At 72.0% G+C, this 20550-nt stretch carries 19 protein-coding genes and 1 riboswitch; of the genes, 8 read left to right on the top strand and 11 right to left on the bottom strand.

Features of this window, described 5'->3' with window-relative positions:
• The first annotated feature begins 144 nt into the window (after positions 1-144).
• Positions 145-2922: a hypothetical protein gene (locus ACQF4J_RS05575; protein WP_427164821.1), complete on the top strand. Its 2778-nt coding sequence runs from the start codon at positions 145-147 to the stop codon at positions 2920-2922.
• 68 nt (positions 2923-2990) lie between these two features.
• Here the strand turns inward: ACQF4J_RS05575 and ACQF4J_RS05580 are convergent, their stop codons facing one another.
• Both ACQF4J_RS05580 and ACQF4J_RS05585 read right to left on the bottom strand, forming a co-directional pair.
• Entirely contained in the window at positions 2991-3377 is a 387-nt protein-coding gene (locus ACQF4J_RS05580; protein WP_351584306.1) for a PPOX class F420-dependent oxidoreductase, read from the bottom strand.
• 73 nt (positions 3378-3450) lie between these two features.
• Positions 3451-4632, bottom strand: coding sequence for a MalY/PatB family protein (locus ACQF4J_RS05585; RefSeq protein ID WP_351584308.1), 1182 nt, complete (start codon positions 4630-4632; stop codon positions 3451-3453).
• A 25-nt stretch (positions 4633-4657) separates the two neighbouring features.
• Between ACQF4J_RS05585 and ACQF4J_RS05590 the strand changes: the two genes are divergently transcribed.
• From ACQF4J_RS05590 to ACQF4J_RS05600, 3 genes are all read left to right on the top strand, one after another.
• Positions 4658-5656: a hypothetical protein gene (locus ACQF4J_RS05590; protein ID WP_351584310.1), complete on the top strand. Its 999-nt coding sequence runs from the start codon at positions 4658-4660 to the stop codon at positions 5654-5656.
• A gap of 54 nt (positions 5657-5710) precedes the next feature.
• Positions 5711-6541, top strand: a complete 831-nt coding sequence (locus ACQF4J_RS05595; RefSeq protein ID WP_351584312.1) for an SAM-dependent methyltransferase — start codon at positions 5711-5713, stop codon at positions 6539-6541.
• Between the two features lie 114 nt (positions 6542-6655).
• Positions 6656-8035 carry a S1 family peptidase gene (locus ACQF4J_RS05600; protein ID WP_351584314.1) on the top strand — a complete coding sequence of 460 codons (1380 nt, stop codon included), beginning with the start codon at positions 6656-6658 and terminating at the stop codon, positions 8033-8035.
• A gap of 407 nt (positions 8036-8442) precedes the next feature.
• Here the strand turns inward: ACQF4J_RS05600 and ACQF4J_RS05605 are convergent, their stop codons facing one another.
• Both ACQF4J_RS05605 and ACQF4J_RS05610 read right to left on the bottom strand, forming a co-directional pair.
• Positions 8443-8607, bottom strand: coding sequence for a hypothetical protein (locus tag ACQF4J_RS05605; protein WP_351584329.1), 165 nt, complete (start codon positions 8605-8607; stop codon positions 8443-8445).
• A 112-nt stretch (positions 8608-8719) separates the two neighbouring features.
• Positions 8720-9880 carry an ROK family transcriptional regulator gene (locus ACQF4J_RS05610; RefSeq protein ID WP_351584316.1) on the bottom strand — a complete coding sequence of 387 codons (1161 nt, stop codon included), beginning with the start codon at positions 9878-9880 and terminating at the stop codon, positions 8720-8722.
• A gap of 171 nt (positions 9881-10051) precedes the next feature.
• Here ACQF4J_RS05610 and ACQF4J_RS05615 point away from each other — a divergent pair, with 171 nt between their 5' ends.
• A complete protein-coding gene (locus ACQF4J_RS05615; RefSeq protein ID WP_351584327.1) occupies positions 10052-11251 on the top strand; it encodes a Gfo/Idh/MocA family protein in 1200 nt (399 codons plus the stop codon).
• A 25-nt stretch (positions 11252-11276) separates the two neighbouring features.
• Here ACQF4J_RS05615 and ACQF4J_RS05620 read toward each other — a convergent pair whose 3' ends face one another.
• On the bottom strand, positions 11277-11975 hold the full coding sequence (locus tag ACQF4J_RS05620; RefSeq protein ID WP_200700373.1) for a L,D-transpeptidase family protein: 699 nt from the start codon (positions 11973-11975) through the stop codon (positions 11277-11279).
• A 146-nt stretch (positions 11976-12121) separates the two neighbouring features.
• On the bottom strand, positions 12122-12919 hold the full coding sequence (locus ACQF4J_RS05625; RefSeq protein ID WP_351584318.1) for an SDR family NAD(P)-dependent oxidoreductase: 798 nt from the start codon (positions 12917-12919) through the stop codon (positions 12122-12124).
• Between the two features lie 49 nt (positions 12920-12968).
• Between ACQF4J_RS05625 and ACQF4J_RS05630 the strand changes: the two genes are divergently transcribed.
• Entirely contained in the window at positions 12969-13505 is a 537-nt protein-coding gene (locus ACQF4J_RS05630) for a hypothetical protein (protein WP_351584320.1), read from the top strand.
• Between the two features lie 2 nt (positions 13506-13507).
• On the opposite strand, the gene ACQF4J_RS05635 is transcribed toward ACQF4J_RS05630, so the two are convergent.
• The 4 genes from ACQF4J_RS05635 to ACQF4J_RS05650 form a co-directional block, all read right to left on the bottom strand.
• Positions 13508-14422, bottom strand: coding sequence for an SDR family oxidoreductase (locus ACQF4J_RS05635; RefSeq protein WP_427164826.1), 915 nt, complete (start codon positions 14420-14422; stop codon positions 13508-13510).
• A gap of 96 nt (positions 14423-14518) precedes the next feature.
• Entirely contained in the window at positions 14519-15718 is a 1200-nt protein-coding gene (locus ACQF4J_RS05640; RefSeq protein WP_351584324.1) for a serine hydrolase domain-containing protein, read from the bottom strand.
• Between the two features lie 169 nt (positions 15719-15887).
• Positions 15888-16517, bottom strand: coding sequence for an MBL fold metallo-hydrolase (locus ACQF4J_RS05645; RefSeq protein WP_351584325.1), 630 nt, complete (start codon positions 16515-16517; stop codon positions 15888-15890).
• On the bottom strand, positions 16517-17602 hold the full coding sequence (locus ACQF4J_RS05650) for an S-(hydroxymethyl)mycothiol dehydrogenase (RefSeq protein ID WP_427164829.1): 1086 nt from the start codon (positions 17600-17602) through the stop codon (positions 16517-16519). Before ACQF4J_RS05650 ends, ACQF4J_RS05645 begins: the two co-directional genes overlap by 1 nt.
• A gap of 136 nt (positions 17603-17738) precedes the next feature.
• On the opposite strand from ACQF4J_RS05650, the gene ACQF4J_RS05655 reads away from it, so the two are divergent.
• Positions 17739-19493 (top strand): ABC transporter ATP-binding protein, encoded by a 1755-nt coding sequence (locus ACQF4J_RS05655; protein WP_427164831.1) that lies wholly within the window; start codon positions 17739-17741, stop codon positions 19491-19493.
• A 60-nt stretch (positions 19494-19553) separates the two neighbouring features.
• On the opposite strand, the gene ACQF4J_RS05660 is transcribed toward ACQF4J_RS05655, so the two are convergent.
• A complete protein-coding gene (locus ACQF4J_RS05660) occupies positions 19554-19838 on the bottom strand; it encodes a hypothetical protein (protein ID WP_351584982.1) in 285 nt (94 codons plus the stop codon).
• A gap of 172 nt (positions 19839-20010) precedes the next feature.
• On the opposite strand from ACQF4J_RS05660, the gene ACQF4J_RS05665 reads away from it, so the two are divergent.
• Positions 20011-20376 carry a nuclear transport factor 2 family protein gene (locus ACQF4J_RS05665; protein WP_351584984.1) on the top strand — a complete coding sequence of 122 codons (366 nt, stop codon included), beginning with the start codon at positions 20011-20013 and terminating at the stop codon, positions 20374-20376.
• A 78-nt stretch (positions 20377-20454) separates the two neighbouring features.
• Positions 20455-20538, top strand: a riboswitch (ZMP/ZTP riboswitch).
• The last annotated feature ends 12 nt before the right edge of the window (positions 20539-20550 follow it).

Here is a 20550-nt window from a genome sequence, read left to right on the forward strand (position 1 = left end):
CGGCCCTGGCCTGATCGCACCGTTGGAACCCGATCACATCACCGGCCACAGGCAACCCACAGCTTCCTCTCTCCGTCCTCCGGGGCACGAGGCTCCCCGCCCGACCAACGGGGTGCCCGCAAACGGTACTTGAGGAGGAACACCTTGATCGGTGCCCGGCGAATATGGGCTACCGCCGCGGTGGTGCTCGCGGTGGCGGGGGGATCGCCAGGACTGGCGCAGGCGGCACCGCCGTCCGCTGCCGGACCGCACGCGGCGGTGACAGACGACGGCGGTCTCCCGCCCGGCTGGCGGATCGCCGGCCGGGGCGGGGAGCGGCAGTTGGTGTGGCGCTCGGCCGCGCCCGTGCGCATGGGGGACGCGCGCGTCGACTTCTACGCGGGCGACCGGCTGCTCGGCCACCCGACGGCCGCGAAGGACGGCCGCACCTTCCGTCTGGACCTCGAACGCATCCGGTCGGCAGGCGAGTTGAAGGGCCTCGAAGTCCGCGCCGGCGGGCGCGCGCTGGACTCCGCGGGCCGTACGGAGGCTCCACGGACCCGGCGGGAGGCGGCGGCCCCGCAGCCGCCCGCGCCGCTTCCGGCGAACTCCGTGGACCCCGGCAAGCCGGGCCAGTACCGCACGGCCAACGGCGAGTACGACCTCGACCCGGTCAAGCTGCCCGACTTCCCCCAGCCCGTGGAGATGAAGGCCGTCGTCGTCGCGCCCAAGGGCGCCACCGGCAGCCGGCCGCTCGCCCTGTTCCTGCACGGGCGCCACTCGACCTGCTACAAGGGCGACGACGTCACCGGCGACTGGCCCTGCCCGGCGGGCACGAAACCGATCCCCAGCTACCGCGGCTACCTGCGCGACCAGCGCCTGCTCGCGTCGCAGGGCTATGTGACCGTCTCGATCTCCGCCAACGGCGTCAACGGCCAGGACTGGGCCGCCGAGGACGGCGGGGCACAGGCCCGCTCCTCCCTGATCCGGCAGCACCTGGCCCGCTGGGCGGACTGGGCCGCCCACCCGGAGACGGCCCCCGCGGTCGTGCGCCAGGCGCCGAAGGCCGACCTGTCCCGGGTCCTGCTCGTCGGGCACTCGCGCGGCGGCGAGGGCGTGAACCGGGCGGCGATGGACAGCCTCTACCCGCCGCCCCCCGCGCAGGACGGCTACCGCGGTCCGGTCCGCTGGCACATCCGGGGCACCGTGCTGATCGGACCGACGATCTTCGGCCAGAATCCGGTCGCGGACGTGCCGTCGGCGACGATCCTGCCGGGCTGCGACGGCGACGTCTCCGACCTCCAGGGCGAGGTCTACGTGGACGGCACCCGGGGCGTCAGCCGTGGCAAGGCGCTGCACAGCGCGGTGTACGTGGTCGGCGCCGACCACAACTTCTTCAACTCCGAGTGGACGCCGGGGCAGTCCGAGGCGCCCTCGGAGGACGACTTCTACACCGATCCCCAGCACCCGGACCCGGTGTGCGCCCCGGGGACCGCGACCCGGCTGACCGCCGACCGGCAGCACAAGGCCGGCAGCGTGTACATCGCGGCGGCGGCCCGGCTGTTCGTCGCCGGTGACGACCGGGTGCGGCCGCTGCTCGACGGCACGGGCCGGCGGGCGCCGTCGGCCGACCCCGCGCGGGTGCTGACGCACGCGGTCGGCGCCAACCGCGGCGGCGGCTTCCTGCCGGACGGCAAGATGTCGGTGACCGGCGGACGGCTGTGCGCGGCCGTGGACCCGGACGCGCACGTGGCCTGCCTGGGAAGCGGCGCCAAGGGCGTCTCGCCGCACTTCGCGCAGTGGGAGACGGACCGCGAGACCGGCCGTCGCGCCGTCGCGCTGAGCTGGTCGGCGGCCGGATCGGCGGTGCGGGTGCGGCCCGGCACGCCGGTCGGACTCAAGGGTGCGAAGGACCTCGCGCTGCGGCTGATCGTGCCGCCGAACTCCACGGGCACGAGCCTGGACGTGTCCGTCACCGACACCCACGGCAGGCGGGCCGCTCTCGGCCGCGTCCGCGTCGACGGGCTGCCGGGCACCGAGCAGACCGCCTCGTACTGGGCGCGCGAGGTCCGCGTGCCGCTGACGGCGGCCACCCGGGCGGGTGTGGACCTGGGGCACGTCAAGTCCCTCGATCTGACGCCCCGTTCGACCAGGGGCAAGACCTGGCTGATGGACGCCTGGGGCTGGCGCCCGGGCACCCCCGCGGTGCGGGAGGCCGCGCTGCCGCGCGTCGACATCGGCCGGACGACGGTCAAGGAGGGCGACTCGGGCGTGCGCACCTACCGGGTACCGGTGCGGGTGGCCGGGCAGGGCAGCGGCCAGGTGCGCGTGTACGTCCTGGACCCGGTCACCGGCAGGGCGAAGGCGCGCCTGGTGACGGTGCACCCGGGCGGCCACGACATCGACGTCTCCGTCCAGGTGAAGGGCAACACGCGCTACGGCTACGACGTGCAGAACGACGTGCTGGTCAAGGCCGTGCACGGCGCCGTCGTCGGCTCGTACCGGGGCGGGGTCACCGCGCAGAACGACGACCCGATGCCCACGCTCTCCGTGACCCCGGTCGCGGACCGGGTGACCGAGGGCAGCGCCCTGAAGTGGAAGGTGTCCCTGTCTGCGGCGGCGGACGTGGACCTCGCGGAGTTCTTCGTCGTCACGCCCGTGACCGACGGTCCGGAGCTGTCCACGAAGGACGTCGACCCGCACTGGCTGGGGGACGTCTCCGGCGAGGAGCCCGATCCCGAGCGGCCGCTGTCCTCGATCAGGTACCTGGCCCTGGCGGCCGGCGTCCCGGCCGGGCAGCTGACCGCGCAGCTGGAGCTGCCGACGGTCAAGGACCGGGTGGCGGAGCCCGCCGAGTCGGTGCGCTTCCAGCTCGCCGACGACAACGGCGACCCGCTGCCCGGCGGACCGGTGCTCGCGGGCACGGTGCTCGACGCGTCGTAGGCCCCGGTCCGTCGGCGTGACGGCCGCGCGGTCCCTTGTTCCGAGGGGACCGCGCGGCCGTACGCGTGTCAGGGCTTGAGGGTCACACGGATGCCGACGGTGCCGTCCGCGCCCCGGCGCAGTCGGCTGCCGAGGAGGGTGAGGCGGCCCACGATGCCGTACTTGCGGGCGATGAGCCCGCGGTAGCGGGCCACGGTCGCCCCGTCGGTGATCTCCGCGGTCGCGGGGAGCTGTGCGCCGGTGGGGTGACCGCGCAGGTCACAGGGGCCGACGAGGACGTCGCCGCGGGCCCGGATGCGCTTGACCTTCCAGGAGTCCGCGGTGGTCCACACACCGAGGCTGTCCCCGTCGCGCACCACCCAGACCGGGGTGGCGACGGGGGTGCCGTTCTTGCGGTAGCTGGTGACCAGCAGATACTTGCCCTCGCCGAGCCGCTCCAGCGCCGTGTCGTCCATGACAGAAGTCTAGGCACCCCCCGGCGCGCGGAGGAGACGGGGGAAGCGGCGGCCGGCCCGGCACGGCGGACCGTCACGGGTACACGGCCGCCGCCATCCGCCGCACCGCCTCCTCGATCACCTCGGGCGACGTCGCCAGGTTCAGGCGTACATGGCCCGCCCCGCCCTCGCCGAACGGGATCCCGGAGTTCAGGGCCACCCGGCCCCGCTCCAGGAAGACCTCCGCCGGATCCTGGTCGAGGCCGAGCCCGCGGCAGTCGATCCAGGCCAGGTACGTGGCCTGCCCGGGCCGGTGGCCGAGGGCGGGCAGATGGGCGGCGAGCAGGTCGGCGAGCAGACGCCGGTTGTCGTCGAGACCGGCGAGCAGCGCGTCCAGCCAGGCGGTTCCGTCGCGCAGGGCGGCGGTGTGGGCGATGACGCCGATGTGGCTCGGACCGTGGCCGACCTCTTCCGGCATGCGGGCGAGGTCGGCGGCGGCCGAGGGGCCCGCGATCGCGAGCGCGGCCTTCAGGCCCGCGAGGTTCCACGCCTTGGAGGCCGACATCAGTGACAGGCCGTTCTCTCCGCCGGGAACGCCGAGGTAGGGCACGAAGTCCACGCCCGCGGCGGTCAGCGGGGCGTGGATCTCGTCGGCGACCACGCGCACGCCGTAACGGTCGGCGAGGGCGGCGACGGCGGCCAGTTCGGCGGCGGTGTGCACGGTGCCGGTCGGGTTGTGCGGGCTGCACAGCAGGTAGGCCGCCCGGCGTCCGCCGGCGACCGCCTGCCGGAAGTGTTCCTCCAGGACACCCAGGTCGATGCGGTGGTCCGCGCCGAGCGGCGCCTGCAGCACCGGCCGGTCCATGTGGGAGACGAACTGGAAGAACGGCGGATACACAGGCGTGTTCACGACCACGGGGTCCCCCGGCCCGCCGACCAGCTTGAGCATCTCGACGACGCCCAGCATCACGTCGGGCACGATCGCCGTGCGCTCCACGGCGAGGCCGTCCCACCCCCATCGCTTCTCGGCGAAGGCGGCGAGCGCCTCGGCGTAGGCGGTGCCGAAGGGGTAGCCGGTGTCGCCCAGGGCCAGGGCGTCGGCGACCGCGCGGACGACGGGTTCGGCGAGCGGTACGTCCATCTCGGCCACCCACAGCGGCAGCACGTCGGGCGGGTAGGTGCGCCACTTCATGCTGGTGCGACGCCGCAGGACGTCGAGAGTGAGGGCGCGCAAAGGATTTGATTCACCGGGTGTGTCGTGCGCGATCCTGTTCATGGGGCACAAGATAGGGGGCTGTGGTGTGACCTGGAACGACCTGGAAGTCGGGTGCGACGAGTCGGGGTCGGACGGCGAGAACCTCACCGGCGGCAACACCGACGTCTTCGCGCACGGCAGTGTGCTGCTGCCGGTCGGCACCGCGGCCGGACACCTGCGGGAGATCCGGGACCGGATCCGCTCGCCCGCGGAGGAGTACAAGGCCAACCACCTGCTGAGGGAGAAGCACCGGCCGGTGCTGGAGTGGCTGCTCGCCCCCGGCGGGCCGCTGCACGGGACGGCCCATGTGCACCTGACGGAGAAGGCGTTCTTCGTCGTCGACCGGGCCGCCGACCTGCTGCTCGGCGACCGCGGCGAGGCCCTGCCCCTGGTCCGCGAGGGGCGGCGGACGCTCGGCGACGAGCACTGGCGGGAGTTCCTGCAGGCGGCCAACCGGCTGTTGCGGGTGCGCAACGACGGGGAACCCTCCGAACCTGTCGAGCTGTTCTTCCGCACCGTCGACGCGCTGCGCCGCGCGCACGCGGGTACGGAGGTCGCGGTGGTGCTGGACCGGCTGGCGGCGGCGCGTCCCCGCGCGGACGCCTACCGTGCCCGGATCGACGCCGGGCCGACGCTGGTCCCGGTGCTCAACCCGCTGCTGCCCGCGATCGTCGCCACGGCCGCGTACTGGAGCGCGGGCGGGCGGCGCGTCCGCCTGGTGCACGACCGGCAGAACATGCTCACGCCGGAGCGCATCGCCTGGATCGAGGAGACCGCCCGGCGCTCCGGCATCCGCCTCGCCGAGGTGCGGCTCGTGATCGCGCGTGAGGACCCCCGGGTGCAACTGGCCGACTTCCTCGCCGGGATCGCCCGCAAGATCGCCTCCGACGAGCTCAACGGACGCGCGGACCCCGAACTCACCACGCTGCTGCGCCCGTACGTGGACGCGACGTCCGTATGGGGCGACGACGTCGCGCGGGCGCTGCTCGGGAACGCCGGTCCGACCTGCTCCGAACCCTCGGCAGACATCAACTCCGCCGTCTAGATTGCCTCGTGACAGCGCGCCCACCGCACCCCAGGCACTCCAGGAGCTGAGCCCGTGACGGAGAACCCGGCAGCCACCGACGATCCTGCCGCGGCCCTGCGCAGACGCATCGACACGCTGCGCCCGCACACCGCCCGGATCTGGAACTACTGGCTGGGTGGCGGGGACTACTACGAGGTCGACCGGGTGGCCGGCGACCGTATCCGCGAACTCCACCCGGGCATCGGCGAGTACGCCCGCGCCGACCGCCGCTTCCTCGGCCGCGCCGTGCGCCATCTCGTCACCGACGCCGGGATCAGGCAGTTCCTCGACATCGGCACCGGGCTGCCCACCGCCGACAACACGCACGAGGTAGCCCAGCGGCTCGCCCCGGAAGCCCGGATCGTCTACGTCGACAACGACCCGCTCGTCCTGGCCCACGCCCGCGCCCTGCTCACCAGCACGCCCGAGGGCCGTACCGACCACCTGGACGAGGACCTGCGCAACGTCGAGTCGGTCCTGGAGCGCGCCGCCCACACCCTGGACCTCAGCCGTCCCGTCGCCCTGCTGCTGCTCGGCGTGGTCATCTTCGTCGGCGACGACGAGGACCCGTACGGCATCGTGCGCAGGTTCATGGACGCCCTGCCGGCCGGCAGCCACCTCGTGCTGTCCCACACCGTCACGAGCCCGACGCTGCCGGAGGTCGACGAAGCGGTCAGGTTCTGGAACGAGCACGGCACCCCGAGACTGACCCAGCGCACCCCCGAGGCCGTGGTCCGTTTCTTCGACGGGCTGGAGCTGCTGGAGCCGGGGGTGGTGACGTGCACGCGCTGGCGGCCGGACGACGGGGACGGGGACGCGCCGGACGAAGTGGGGATCTACGGCGGGGTGGGCCGCAAACGCTAGAAGATCGTCCGCGCGCTGAACGCGCGCGCCTTGCGCCACGTATGGGAAGAGGGCGCTCAACGACCGCAGGGCCCCGCGGTGTTCACGCCGCGCGTTCGGGTTCGGGAGCCATGCATGAGGCACGCACGACGACGGATCGTCCGGCGAGTGACGCGACTGGCGGCCGTCGGCGGACTCCTTCTGGGAGGCGCCATGGTGACGCAGGCCGCCATGGCGAGCGAGCCGCCGGGCACCTCGGCGGTGCCGTTCGCCTCCACCGACTCCGCGTCCGGCACCGGTGCCTCCCTGATCTCACGGCTCGGCACCGCGCGCACGGCGGGTACGTGGATCGACTCGGCGGGGCGCACGGTCGTCGCGGTGACCGACGAGAAGGCCGCCGCCCAGGTGGAGCGGGCCGGCGCCCGGGCCAAGATGGTCGGCCACAGCATGAACGAGATGAAGGCGGCCGCCAGGACGCTGCGCGCGGCGCCCCGCGTGGCCGGGACGGCCTGGGTCATGGACTACCGGACGAACCGGGTCGTGGTGCAGGCCGACAGCACCGTCTCCGCCTCCGACTGGTCGAGCATGACGAAGGTGGCGTCCGGGATCGGCGGGTTCGTGCGCATGGAGCGCACGCAGGGCACGTTCACCACGCGGCTCAACGGGGCGCAGCCGATCCTGTCGACCGGCGGGCGCTGCTCGGCGGGCTTCAACGTGACCAACGGGCAGAGCGACTTCATCCTCACCGCCGGGCACTGCGGGCCCAAGGGCTCGACGTGGTTCGCGGACAACCAGGGCAACCAACAGCTCGGCACGACGGTCCAGTCCAACTTCCCCGGCAACGACTTCTCGCTGGTCCAGTACGCGAGCGGCTCGGCGGGCCAGGGCGCCGACATCGTCGCCATCGGCAACGGCAACGGCGTGCGCATCACGGGCGTGGCCGACGCGGCGGTCGGGCAGCGGGTGTTCCGCAGCGGCAGCACCAGCGGACTGCACGACGGCGAGGTCAAGGGGCTGGACGCGACCGTCAACTACCCGGAGGGCACGGTGACCGGGCTGATCGAGACGAACGTGTGCGCCGAACCCGGCGACAGCGGCGGCCCGTTGTTCTCCGACGGCATCGCGCTGGGCGTGACGTCGGGCGGCAGCGGCGACTGCACGTCGGGCGGCACGACGTTCTTCCAGCCGCTGACCAAGGCGATGCAGGCGCTCGGTGTCCAGCTGATCGTGTCGAAGCAGGCGGCCGCCGGACAGAGCGGCTCGCCGACGCCCGCGCCGTCGGCCTCCTCCATGCACAGCTCGATCGCGCCGGGCGCCGCCTCGCCCGGTTCCTCGGCCCCCGCCACGGGCGTCGCCGGCGAGACCCTGCTGGCGCGGCTCACGGACCCGCAGAACATCGGCCCCGGCATGCTCGTCATCGGCGGCAGCCTGATCGCACTGGTGGCGACCCGCTACTTCCGCGAGGAGCAGGACCGCAAGGCGTACCGCCGCTACTACTCGGCGACCTGGAGCTAGGTGTATTGACCCGCAGGGTTGTTCACGCGGCTGATGGGTGGGTGGTCGCCGCTCAGCCGAGGGTGTGCGGGACGGTCGCTCATCGCGCCGCGCTCGGACCGCGGTTGAGGAAGGCCATGGCAGGTCATGGCGAATTCCGCTGCCGACGCCGGACAGGGCGCCCCACAGCAGGTCGGGCGGGTGGACGGCGTCGGCCGGTGCGAGGAGTGCTGCGCGGCAGGCGAGCAGAGCCCGCCGAGCCGGCCGAGGTAGATGACGGAGGCATGCCGGAACCGGCGGGACAGGATCCCGCCGGAAACGTCGACGATGCCGTAGAGGACGGCCGAGGCCAGTGCGAGGAGAGGGCCCATCGGACCGGGGTGCCCCGGTCCGGCGCCGGATTCCCGGCGGACTGCGGTCGGGTGCGGCTAGGCCGGCTGTGTGGCCGCGGCGGCCCACTCCAGTACGAGGCGCTGGTACTCCTCGCGCTGCTCGCCCGTCAGTGTCCCGCCGGACCGGAGCCACAGGGCTCGGATCTCCTCGTTGACCTCGGCCGCCGAGCGTTCGGAAACCGGTTCAACAGTGGTGGACATGCTGTGAAGCATAGAGCCCCGAAGGTGAAGGCGCCGTGAGTAATCAGGAAGGAAACGGACATATCGGACCGTGTCCCTGATCACGTCCATCTGCCCGGCCGCATCGGGGAGTTCAGATCTCCGCCGCCCCGAGCACCAGCACCTGGATCGCCAGGACCGCGGCGCCCCGGGCCCATTCGTGAAAATCGGACACCTTCGTCTCGACGTCGACGGGGGCGGCGTGCGGGTGGCGCCGAGCACGGATCGTACGCCGCACCGTGTTCCCCGCCACATCCATCAGCCCGACACCCTCCCCCGCGAGCAGGATCTTCTGGGGCATCACGAAGTTGGAGATCTGGGCGACCAGGACGCCCAGGGCGCGGGCCGCCTCGTCGATCACACGGGCCGGCATGGGCTCGCCGGCGGCGGCCCGGGCGAGGATCTCCTCGTAGGCCAGGTCGTGACCGGTGGCGGCGGCGACCTGGTAGCGGATGTTGGGGATCGTCAGCAGGGAGACGGCGCTGCCACGCTCGCCGGTGGGGGTGAGCGGGCCGTGGGGGTCGATGATCCAGTGGCGGCCGAAGCCGCGGTCCTCCGCCGCGTTCGGCACCCGCTTGCCGCCCAGGACGAGCCCGTAGCCGATGCCGGCGCCGATGGTCAGGACGACGAAGCGGTCGAGGCCGCGGCCGGCGCCGAACCAGGTCTCGGCCTCCACCAGCGCGGCGACGTCGTTCTCGACGACGACCGGCAGCCCCGTGCGCTCCTCGACGAGCCCGGCGAGCGGGACGTCCCGCCAGCACAGAAAGGGCGACTCCCCCACCACCGAGCGGCCCTCCACGAGCCCGCCCACCCCGATGCCGATACCGGCCAGGCGCGGGTGGACGGCGGCGAGCTCGCCGGTCAACTCGGCGAGAATGTCGGCGACTTCGGCGGGGTCGTGGGTGGTCAGCGGCCGGTCGTGGCGGGCGACGATGTCGCTGCGCAAGGTGGTGACGACGCCGTAGACCATGTCCTCGGTGATCTTGAATCCGATGAAGGAGCGGGACTCGGCGACGACGTCGAGCGGCTGCGAGGGGCGCCCCTGACGCACCTCCGGCGGTGCGCCCGCCTCGGCGACCTCGACCAGCAGCCCGGACTCGATCAGCGGCTTGGTCAGCCGCGTGAGGCTGCCCGCGGACAGGTCCAGGCGACGGGCGAGCTCGGTACGCGACAGCGGGCCGTTGACGAGCACCTCGATCGCGACCGATCGCTCCCCTGCGCTCAGCGGAAGCCAGCTCGCGGCAACTGTGGTCATGGAGGTCAGACTCCCACATCCATTTTTTTCGTCATGGAACCAATGGATTCAACAGGCCCATTCTAGAGCGGACGAGACCGCCCGGAAAAGAACTGAAGCCGGACTCTTGACGCCTGGATTCTTTCGTGACGAAAGTAATGAGACTCTCGACCAGTGAAGGGCATGTCCTCCATGACGTTCTCGCTCGGCATCGTCGGCGCCGGCCAGTTCTCCGGCCAGTTCGCCACGCTGTTCCAGGCCCATCCCGGCGTCAGCGACGTCTACGTCACCGACCTTCTGCCCGAACGGGCCGAACAACTCGCCGCCGCGCAGGGGCTGGCGGGCACCTTCCCCTCGTACCAGGCGATGCTGGAGTCGGAGGCGGTCGACGCGGTTGCCGTCTTCACCCAGCGCTGGACACATGGCCCGCTGGTCCTGCAGGGCCTCAACGCGGGCAAGCACGTGTACTCGGCGGTCCCCATGGCGATCACCACCGAGGAGATCGCCGCCGTCATCGACGCGGTCCGGGCGACCGGGCTGACGTACATGATGGGCGAGACCAGCCAGTACAACCCGGCGACCGTGCACGCCCGCAACCAGATCGCCGAGGGCGCCTTCGGGCGGATCTTCTACGCCGAGGGCGACTACGTCCACGACATGGATCTCGGGTTCTACGAGGCGTACCAGTACAGCGGCGGCGAGAACTGGAAGCAGACCGCCAGCTATCCCCCGCTGCTGTACCCCACCCACTCGGTGGGCGGGGTGCTCGGCGCCTGGCAGACGTACGCCACGAGCGTGTCGGCGATCGGTGTGGTCGACGAGCGCGGCGACGGCGTCTTCGACAAGGACGTCAGCCAGTTCGGCAACGACTTCTCCAACGCGACCGCGTTGTTCGAGGTGGCGGGCGGGGGTTCGTTCCGTACGAACGAGTTCCGGCGGGTCGGCTACCCCTCCCACATTCGGGAGTCGCGTTTCCGGTTCTTCGGGACGGAGGCGAGCATGGAGCAGCTCGCGACGGTGGCGCTGTGGCAGGACAAGAAGGGTGTGAAGGACATCAGCGAACTGCTGGAGCCCAAGCCCACCATGTCGCCCGACGACCCGTCACTGCGGCACATCGCGCCGGAGCTGCGGGCCGCCTTCACCTCCGGTTCGGCGCCGGTGCACGACCGGGCGCGGCTGCCGCGGGTGTTCGACAACCTGCACAACGGTCACGAGGGCAGCCACCACTTCCTCGTCGACGACTTCGTCACGGCCGTCAACACCCGGTCGCTGCCGTCGGTGAACGCGTGGGTGGCGGCCCGCTACACCCTGCCGGGCATCGTCGCGCACGAGTCCGCGCGGCAGGGGGGCGTACGGCTGGAGATCCCGGACTTCGGGGACGCGCCGCAGTAGCGGGACGCCGGGGCCGGGTGCCTGCTCAGGTGCCCGGCTTGCGGCCGTAGACGAAGACGTCGTCGCCCGTCTTCAGCAGCGACCAGTACTTCTTCGCGGTGGTCGGGGTCATGTTGACGCAGCCGTGCGAGCCCGGCGGGTTCCACATGCTGAGGTTCACCGAGTGGAAGGCCTGGCCTCCGTCGAAGAACTGGCTGTAGGGCATCGGCACGTTGTAGATGTTCGAGACGTGGTCGATGTCCCGCCAGTAGATCTTCTTCAGGCCGGTGCGGGTCTCGTAGCCGTCGCGGCCGGTGCGGACCGGGACGGGGCCGTAGACGAGCCTGCTGCCGTCCTGGATCCAGCTGAGCTGGAGGGTGAGGTTCACGCAGGCGATGCGGCCCTTGTTCGTCGGGCACTTGCCGTCCTTGTTGGGATTGTTCCCGACGGCCTTCTGCTTGTTCATGAGATCCATCACGCCCCAGGTGACGGACCCCGCGTAGCCGATGTTCGGCGTGATGCCGTGCTTGGTCTGGAAGGCCTTGATGGCCTTGCAGTCACTGGCGGACTGCTTGCCGTCGACCGGCAGCCCGAGGAACTTCTCCACCTGCTTCTGGTACGGGCCGGTCGAGGTGGTGCAGCTCGTGGACGCCTGGGCAGAGCCGCTGCCCAGGACGAGTGTGAGCGGTGCCACCAGTCCGGTGATACCGAGTACGACGGCTCCCCGTCTGCGTATGTCCCCCATGGCCGGCCTTGCCTCTCGTGTGGTGTGGTCTTCTGATTCGCGGTGTCTGCAAGCTAGACCGGCGTGCCCAGCGTTCGGTTGCAGGGATCGTCCACGATGCGACGAAACGGTGACATTCGCAGTGCCCCAGGTCACAGCGTGAGTTCTCAGACATCCCGGTGCTGCCCGGTCGCCCGGAGGAAGCCCGTGTTGACGGCGGTGACGCCACCGTCGACCGTGAGCGCGGTGCCGGTGATCCAGGACGCGTCGCCGGAGGCGAGGAAGGCGACGGCGGCGGCGATGTCGTCCGGTTCACCGACCCGGCCCAGGGGGTACAGCGCGCGCATCGCGTCCAGCTCCTCCTCCCGGCCCTCCCACGCGGAGGTGCGCACGGTGCCCGGCATCACGAGGTTGACGCGCACGCCCCGGCCGGCGACGTGCGCGGCCATGGTGCGGGTGAGGGAGATCAGGCCCGCCTTGGCCGCGCTGTAGGCATGGTTGCCGAAGTCCTGCACGGCGTTGACGGAGCCGATGTTGACGATCGCGCCGCGGCCGGAGGCGGCCAGGTGCGGCAGGGCGGCGCGGCCGCACCGGTAGGCGCCGGTGAGGGTGATGTCGAGATCGCGCGCCCACCCGTCGTCGGTGCCGTCCTCGAACAGCGGCGTGTCCGGGGTGCAGCTCGCCGCACAGTTCACCAGGACGTCCAGCGCCCCGAAGGTGTCGACGGCGTGGGCGACGGCCGCCTCCACCGCCGCCCGGTCGGCCACGTCGCACGCCAACGCGTCGGTGAGCAGGCCCTGTTCGCGCAGGGCCGTCGCGGTCTTCGCGGCCTCGGAGCCGTCCGCGTCGGTCAGCAGGACGCGCGCACCCTCCTCGGCCAGCCGGCGGGCGATCGCGGCGCCGATGCCACGGGCGGCGCCGGTGACCAGAACTGCGTGTCCGGCGAAGCGCTTTGAGTCAGCCATGGGCCGAACCTACTCCCGGAACGATCTCCAGGGCAGATAGCGTGCGCGCATGTCCGTGCTCATACAGCAACTCCCCGCGCTGATCGGTGTGGTGATCGGCGCGCTCGGTTCGTATCTGGCCGTGGTGCGCGGTGACCAGGCCCGGTTCCGGCGGGAGCGGGCGGCCCGCTGGGAGGAGCGGCGGCTGGCGGTGTACGCCGACTACGCGCGAGTGCTGAAGACGGCGGTCACGCTCTCCTACCGGGTGGCATCCCATCTCGGCAACGACCCGCACCCTCACCCCCTGTCACCCGAGGAGGCGGCCCCGCTGATCGCCGAGGCCACCACGGCCCGTGACCCGGCCGGGGAGTCACTGCTGCTGCTCGGCAGCCCGGAGGTGGTGGAGACGGCGCGCGCCTGGGTCACCTGTGTGATGGAGATGGAGCTGTTCCTGCGCGAGGGCACCCGCGATCCGGTGGCCTGGCAGGCACTCCTGGAACGGCAACGGGCCGGACGGCAGGCGTACTACGCGGCGGTACGACGGGATCTCGCGCTGCCGCCCGGTCACTCCGCGCGCTGGCCGCTGCCACCCGTTCCGCACACCTGATCTCAGCGGTAGCCCGTCGTGTCCGCCGGCTTGCCCGCGTCCTGCACGTCGACGAGATAGCGCCAGGCGTCCGGCCGGCTGCCGTCGAGGTCGGTGAATCCGTAGACCTGCGCGAGTCCGCCGCTGGAGAGGGACGCGCCGTTCCAGCGGGAGACGTCGGGGTCGGCGGCCAGCGCGGCGACGGCGCGGCCCACGTAGCGCGGGGTCTCCGAGATCGCGAAGTGCGGGACGTCGGTGAGGGCGTCGCGCCAGTTGTGCTCGCGGACGCCGAAGTGGTCGAGCATGATCTCCGACCGCATCCAGCCGGGTGTCAGCGCGAGGGCGGTCGCGCCGCGCGGTCCGAGTTCGTGGCCGAGGGCGAAGGCCATGCGCAGGACGGACGCCTTGGCGAGGTCGTAGAAGAAGGAGACCCGGTAGGTGTCGCGGTTGTACTCGGCGGTGCCGTCGGTGACCTCCACGACCAGCCCGCCGGGCCGGCGCAGCAGCAGGGGCAGGGCGTGGTGGCTGGTGATCGCGTGCGTCTCGACCGCGAGCCGCAGCAGCCTCAGGCCCTTGTCGAGGTCGTGCTCCCACACCGGCGCGTCCCACTCGAAGAGGGTCTCGCCGCCCCAGATGTCGTTGACGAGGACGTCGAGCCGGTCCCGCTCCCCGGCGATCCGGTCGACGAGGGCACGGACCTGGGCGGGGTCGAGGTGGTCGGTGGGTACGGCGATGCCGTGGCCACCGGCCTCGGTGACCAGGTCGGCGGTGTCCTCGACGGTCTCGGGGCGGTCGTACTCGGAGCGTCGTGCGCGGGTGCTGCGTCCGGTGACGTAGACGGTCGCGCCCGCCGCGCCGAGTTCCACCGCGATCCCGCGGCCCGCTCCCCGCGTCGCCCCGGCGACCAGCGCCACCTTGCCGTTCAGCGGTACGGACATGTCCGGCCTCCCGTCGGCCTCGGTTGTCTGTCACTGTCGAGGGTGCCGTGGAAGCCGGACATCTTCTGTCGCCTTTTCCCGCCGACGCGCGCTCCCTCAGCGCGGGGCGACCGCGCCGTCGTAGACGTGGTCCGGGGTGACGATTCCCGTGACCGCCCGGGCGAGGAGGGTGGAGGGTTCCTGGCCCTGGACGGTGGAGTCCGTGTTGATCATGATGACGAGGGTGGCCCGCCGCGAGGGCAGGTACACGGTCACGGTCTCGTAGCCGGGGATGGAGCCGTTGTGGCCGATCCACCCGTTGGCGTCGAAGAGGCCGAGGCCGTAGCTGAGCCCGGTAACTCCGGTCGGCAGCATCCTGAGCCGCTGCGCCTGGGTGCCGGGGCTGAGGAGTCGTCCGGTGGCGACGATCTCCGCCCAGCGGCGCAGATCGTGCAGGTCGGAGATCATCGCCCCGGCCGCCCACGCCCAGCTGGGATTCCAGTGGGTGGCGTCGGCGACCGCGCCGCTCAGTGTCTGGTTCGTGTAGCCGTGCGGATGCGGCCGGGGGAATTCCGTCCCCTGCGGCAGCAGCGTGTGACGCAGCCGGGCCGGCCGCAGGATCCTCGCGTCGATGAAGTCCGCGAGCCGCTGACCGGTGACCTTCTCCACCACCAGACCCAGCAGGACGAAGTTGGTGTTGGAGTACTGGAACTGTTCGCCCGGCGCGAAGGTGTTCTTGTGCCGGAAGGCGTATGCGAGCAGTTGCCGGGGTGTGAAGGAGCGCTCCGGGTCGCTCAGCAGGTCTTGGACGAAGTCCGGATCGGAGCTGTAAGGGAACAGGCCGCTGCGCATCTCGGCGAGGTGCCGCAGGGTGATCCGGCCGCCGTCCGGCACGCCGTGGACGTAACGGGAGATCGGGTCGTCCAGCCGGACGCGGTGGTCGTCCACGAGCTCCAGCAGCGCGGTGGCCGTGAAGGTCTTGGTCTCGCTGCCGATCCGTTCGTAGACGTCGGGGGTCATCGGTCTGCCGGTCGACGTGTCGGCGACACCGCTCGCGCGGACGTAGCACCCCTTGCCGGGGATCCACAGTCCGACGACGGCTCCGGGGATGCCCGCCTGCCGGCGGACGTCCTCGATCGTCCTGTCCAGCCGTGCGGTCACGCCGGGCCCGAGGCCGCCCGGCGGACGGTGGTGCCGACCGGACGGGTGGGCAGCCGCGGCCGGGACGGCGGTGGCCGGCGTCACCGCCGTCGGGACCAGCAGTGACGCCACGAACAGTGTCGCCGCGAGCAGCCGGCGGTGGGGGGTACGTCGCATGCGGGGGCGCCTTCCAGTCACGGGCCGGGACGGCAACATCACCATCGGCGGCCGGTGGGCGAAGGCGCCCTTCGCAGGGCATACCGGCGAGTCCACTCGTTCGGAGCCGCGCACGGGGGCGACCCTGCGGACGGGGGTTCGCCGTCGCTCCGGGCGTCGGCGGACACGCTCAGTGGCCCCGGGCGATCCACTCCTGCAGGTGCGGTGCCTCGGCGCCGATCGTGGTCGGGTCGCCGTGGCCGGTGAGGACCCTGGTCTCGGGCGGCAGGGTGAGCAGGCGGTCGCGGATGGAGTCGATGATCGTCGGGAAGTGGGAGTAGGAGCGGCCGGTGGCGCCGGGACCGCCCTGGAAGAGGGTGTCCCCGGTGAAGACGACGCCCAGGCCGGGATCGTGCAGGCAGACGGCGCCGGGCGCGTGTCCGGGGGTGTGCAGCACGGTGAGGTCGGCTCCGGCGGCCTCGATGACCTGACCGTCGACGAGATGCGCGTCGGGGTCGCGGTGGGGGTGGGTCTGCTTCCACAGGGGCAGGTCGTCGGGGTGCAGCCAGATGGTGGCGCCGGTGCGGTCGGCGAGTTCGGGCGCGGCGTCGATGTGGTCGTTGTGGGCGTGGGTGCACACGATCGCCGTCAGCCGCCGCTCGCCCACCGCGGCGAGGATGCCGTCGGCGTCGTGGGCGGCGTCGATGACGACGACCTCGTGGTCGTCGCCGACGATCCACACGTTGTTGTCGACGTCCCAGGTGCCGCCGTCGAGGCTGAACTGCCCGGAGGTGACGAGGCGTTCGATGCGGGCGGCCATCACAGCACCACCACCGAGCGCAGGACGTCGCCGTGGTGCATGCGCTCGAACGCCTTCTCCACCTCGTCGAGGGCGATCGTCTCGGTGACGAACGCGTCCAGCGGCAGCCGTCCTTGCAGATGCAGGTCGATCAGCATGGGGAAGTCGCGGGAGGGCAGGCAGTCGCCGTACCAGGAGGACTTCAGCGACCCACCGCGGCCGAAGACGTCGAGGAGCGGCAGTTCCAGTTTCATCTCCGGGGTGGGCACACCGACCAGCACCACGGTCCCGGCGAGGTCACGGGCGTAGAAGGCCTGCTTGTACGTCTCCGGGCGCCCGACCGCCTCGATCACGACGTCCGCGCCGAAACCGCCGGTCAGCTCGCGGATCGCCTCGACCGCGTCGTTCTCCTTGGAGTTGACCGTGTGGGTGGCGCCCAGCTGCTTCGCGGTGGCCAGCTTGCGGTCGTCGATGTCCACGGCGATGATCCTCGCCGCGCCCGCCAGCCGCGAACCGGCGATCGCCGCGTCGCCGACACCACCGCAGCCGATCACGGCGACCGAGTCGCCACGGCCGACGTTGCCCGTGTTGATCGCCGCCCCGATGCCCGCCATCACACCGCAGCCCAGCAGGCCGGCCACCTGCGCGGAGACCGACGGATCCACCTTGGTGCACTGCCCGGCGGCGACCAGGGTCTTCTCCGCGAACGCCCCGATGCCCAGCGCCGGCGACAGCTCGGTGCCGTCGGTCAGCGTCATCTTCTGCTTGGCGTTGTGGGTGTTGAAGCAGTACCAGGGCCGTCCGCGCAGGCAGGCCCGGCACTGCCCGCACACCGCACGCCAGTTGAGAATCACGAAGTCACCGGGCGCCACATCGGTGACCCCCTCCCCCACCGACTCCACGACACCCGCCGCTTCGTGCCCCAGCAGGAACGGGAAGTCGTCGCTGATGCCGCCCTGTTTGTAGTGCAGGTCGGTGTGGCAGACCCCGCACGCCTGGATCTTGACGACCGCCTCGCCGGGGCCGGGATCGGGCACGACGATCGTCTCCACCCGCACCGGCTCGTCCTTGCCCGGTGCGATCACGCCCCGTACTTCCTGCGCCATGGTGCTGAACCCTTCCGTATGCCGGTGTCCGTCCTCCCGACCCTAGACGTGACTGATCGGTAACGGCGGCGGCGCCCCGCGCCCGGCGAAGCGGCCGACGTAGCCTGAATGCTCCCCCCTTCCCGCGAGGAGAGCCGTGAGCATCGCATCCACCGAGACCCGACCGGCCCCCTGGCGGCTGCTCCTCGGTTACGTCCGGCCGCATCGGTGGGCCCTGCTCACGGGCGCGTTGCTGTCGCTGGTCACCGGCGCCACCGGGCTCCTGCTGCCGCTGGTGGCGAAGGGGCTCATCGACAACCTGTCCCACGACCGGGCCATCACAGGTGCGTTGCTCGCCATGTCCGCGCTCGTCATCACCAACGCGGCGCTGGGCGGGCTCGGTTCGTACGTGCTGCGGCGCACCGCGGAGTCGGTGGTGCTCGGCGCGCGGCGCGCCCTGTCGTCGTATCTGCTGCGGCTGCGGATCACGGCCGTGGACCGCAGCGAGCCGGGCGACCTGATGGCGCGCATCACCTCGGACACGACACTGCTGCGCGAGGTGACCACCGACTCCCTCGTCGGCCTCGGCACCGGCGGGCTCACGCTCGTCGCGACCGTGGTGATGATGGGGCTCGTCGACCCCGTGCTGCTCGGGGTCACGCTGGCCGTGATCGCGGGCGCGGGCACGGTCCTCGGGGTGATCGTGCCCCGCATCAACCAGGCCAGCCGGCGGGCGCAGGACGCGGTCGGGGTGATGGGGGCGTCGCTGGAGCGCATCCTCGGCGCGCTGCGCACGGTGAAGGCCTCCGGTGCCGAGCACCGCGAGGAACGGACGCTGCACGAGGCCGCCGAGGAGTCGTGGCGGCAGAGCGTACGCGCCGCCAAGTGGTCGGCGGCCGCGGGCAACACGGCCGGTCTCGCGATGCAGATCGCCTTCATCACCGTCCTGGCGGTGGGCGGGGCGCGGGTCGCCACCGGGGCGATCGAGGTGGGCACGCTGGTGGCGTTCCTGCTGTACGTCTTCTATCTGATGTCCCCGATCCAGCAGGTGGTCGGCGCGATCACGCAGTACCAGACGGGCTCCGCCGCCCTGGCCCGCATCCAGGAGGCGCTGAGCCTGCCCTCCGAACCCCCGGCCCGGCCCGCTGCGTTGCCGTCTCCCGGCGCGGAACCGGCCGCCCTCGCCTTCGACGACGTCCGCTTCCGGTACGCCGACGATCTGCCGTACGTGCATCACGGAGTGTCGTTCACGGTGCCCTCGCGCGGCATGACGGCGTTCGTCGGTCCGTCCGGCGCGGGCGAGACGACGGTCTTCTCGCTCATCGAGCGGTTCTACGATCCCGAGTCGGGGACGATCTCCCTGGACGGCCGCCCGCTCGCCGACTGGGAGCTGCCCCTGCTGCGGTCGGCGATCGGCTATGTGGAGCAGGACGCGCCGGTCCTGTCCGGTTCGCTGCGGGACAACCTGCTGCTGGGCAACCCGGACGCGGACGACGACGCGCTGGCCCGCGTGGTGAAGACGACCCGCCTCGACGGCCTGGTCGCCCGCCTCCCGCGGGGCTTGGAGACGCTGGTGGGGCACCGCGGCACCAGGCTCTCCGGCGGTGAGCGCCAGCGGGTCGCCATCGCCCGAGCCCTGCTGCGCCGTCCCCGGCTGCTGCTGCTCGACGAGGCCACCTCACAGCTGGACGCGGTCAACGAGGCGGCGCTGCGCGACACCGTCGCGGACGTCGCCCGTACGACGACGGTCCTGGTCGTCGCCCACCGGCTGTCGACGGTGACGATGGCCGACCGGATCGTCGTCATGGACGCGGGCCGGGTGCGTGCCGTGGGCACCCATCGCGAACTCGTCGCCGCGGACCCGCTCTACGCGGAGCTCGCCGCCACGCAGTTCCTGGCGACGGCCGGCTGAGGGCGCCCCCACACACAGCGAGGGCCGCCCGGACCGGGCGGCCCTCGGTCGGTCAGCGGCTCAGTGAACGGCGCCGAGGAGCGGGAGCAGGGGGGCCGCGAGGTCGGTGACCTGGTGCAGCTGGTTGAGGTCGTTCAGCCGCTGCAGCTGGACGGACGGCCTGGGCATCTCTCCCGCGTGCTCCTGCGGCACGTCACTCACCGCGAGCGAGTCGAGCGTGGCCATCGGGCTGATCCGGCCCGGGTTCTCAGCAGCCACGGGGGCCGCGCTCGCCATCGGCACGGCGAGGCCCGTGATGCCCGCGGCGAGACCAACGGCGGCGACGATACGTCGTGTTGAGATCATGCTTTCCGCAACGCCCGCGGGCGCCCGCCGGACACGGGCGCGCCGCCCCCGCTCACCCGTCAGGCGCATCGGACCGCTGCGCTTGCCGAGCCTGCCGGGGCGGAGGAGGCTCGAAGGTGAGGTGCTGCGCGGCCCACTCCGCACAGGGTCGCGGCCCTCGGAGGAGGTCACCATGGGCACCGCGGCAAGCTCCACCTTCAACGCCGAGACACTGCGCAAGGGCGTCGAAGGACACACGGCGGCAGATCTTCTGTCGCTCTACGCGGACGACGCGCAAGTGCGCATCGTCGACCGCAACAGTCAGCCGAGCCAACCCAGGGTCCTGCGCGGGCGCGAAGAGATCGGCGCACTGTTCCAGGACATCTACAGCCGGGACATGACGCACAAGGTCGACCACTGCATCATCCAGGGCGATCACGCCGCGTACAGCCAGTCCTGCCGGTACTCGGACGGCACCCGGGTCCTCGCCGAGTCGATGATCACGTTGCGTGACGGGAAGATCGCCGAGGAGATCCTGATCCAGGCCTGGGACGAGTAGGAGGAGGCGACGAGGCTCCGGGGCCCGCCCGTGCGCGGCCCCGGCCCCGGCGTGTCCGGACGGGTCTCGGTTAGGCTGTCGGCGGGCCGTGACTGGCGCTGAGGTGGAGCACCACCGGGGAGCGGCCACGCAGAGTCGATGCCGTGCGCCTGGGCGATCCGTCACCCAGGAGTG

The organism is Streptomyces sp. C1-1 (genome assembly GCF_050214755.1).
Lineage (GTDB): Bacteria > Actinomycetota > Actinomycetes > Streptomycetales > Streptomycetaceae > Streptomyces.

Excerpts from the sequence above, each read along its gene's own strand:
- ACQF4J_RS05645 (WP_351584325.1), bottom strand. The coding sequence starts at position 16,517 with ATGGCCGCCCGCATCGAACGCCTCGTCACCTCCGGGCAGTTCAGCCTC.
- ACQF4J_RS05620 (WP_200700373.1), bottom strand. The coding sequence starts at position 11,975 with ATGGGGGACATACGCAGACGGGGAGCCGTCGTACTCGGTATCACCGGA.
- ACQF4J_RS05610 (WP_351584316.1), bottom strand. The coding sequence starts at position 9,880 with ATGACCACAGTTGCCGCGAGCTGGCTTCCGCTGAGCGCAGGGGAGCGA.
- ACQF4J_RS05665 (WP_351584984.1), top strand. The coding sequence starts at position 20,011 with ATGGGCACCGCGGCAAGCTCCACCTTCAACGCCGAGACACTGCGCAAG.
- ACQF4J_RS05585 (WP_351584308.1), bottom strand. The coding sequence starts at position 4,632 with ATGAACAGGATCGCGCACGACACACCCGGTGAATCAAATCCTTTGCGC.
- ACQF4J_RS05635 (WP_427164826.1), bottom strand. The coding sequence starts at position 14,422 with ATGTCCGTACCGCTGAACGGCAAGGTGGCGCTGGTCGCCGGGGCGACG.
- ACQF4J_RS05615 (WP_351584327.1), top strand. The coding sequence starts at position 10,052 with ATGACGTTCTCGCTCGGCATCGTCGGCGCCGGCCAGTTCTCCGGCCAG.
- ACQF4J_RS05605 (WP_351584329.1), bottom strand. The coding sequence starts at position 8,607 with ATGTCCACCACTGTTGAACCGGTTTCCGAACGCTCGGCGGCCGAGGTC.
- ACQF4J_RS05660 (WP_351584982.1), bottom strand. The coding sequence starts at position 19,838 with ATGATCTCAACACGACGTATCGTCGCCGCCGTTGGTCTCGCCGCGGGC.
- ACQF4J_RS05625 (WP_351584318.1), bottom strand. The coding sequence starts at position 12,919 with ATGGCTGACTCAAAGCGCTTCGCCGGACACGCAGTTCTGGTCACCGGC.
- ACQF4J_RS05580 (WP_351584306.1), bottom strand. The coding sequence starts at position 3,377 with ATGGACGACACGGCGCTGGAGCGGCTCGGCGAGGGCAAGTATCTGCTG.
- ACQF4J_RS05640 (WP_351584324.1), bottom strand. The coding sequence starts at position 15,718 with ATGCGACGTACCCCCCACCGCCGGCTGCTCGCGGCGACACTGTTCGTG.
- ACQF4J_RS05650 (WP_427164829.1), bottom strand. The coding sequence starts at position 17,602 with ATGGCGCAGGAAGTACGGGGCGTGATCGCACCGGGCAAGGACGAGCCG.
- ACQF4J_RS05600 (WP_351584314.1), top strand. The coding sequence starts at position 6,656 with ATGAGGCACGCACGACGACGGATCGTCCGGCGAGTGACGCGACTGGCG.
- ACQF4J_RS05630 (WP_351584320.1), top strand. The coding sequence starts at position 12,969 with ATGTCCGTGCTCATACAGCAACTCCCCGCGCTGATCGGTGTGGTGATC.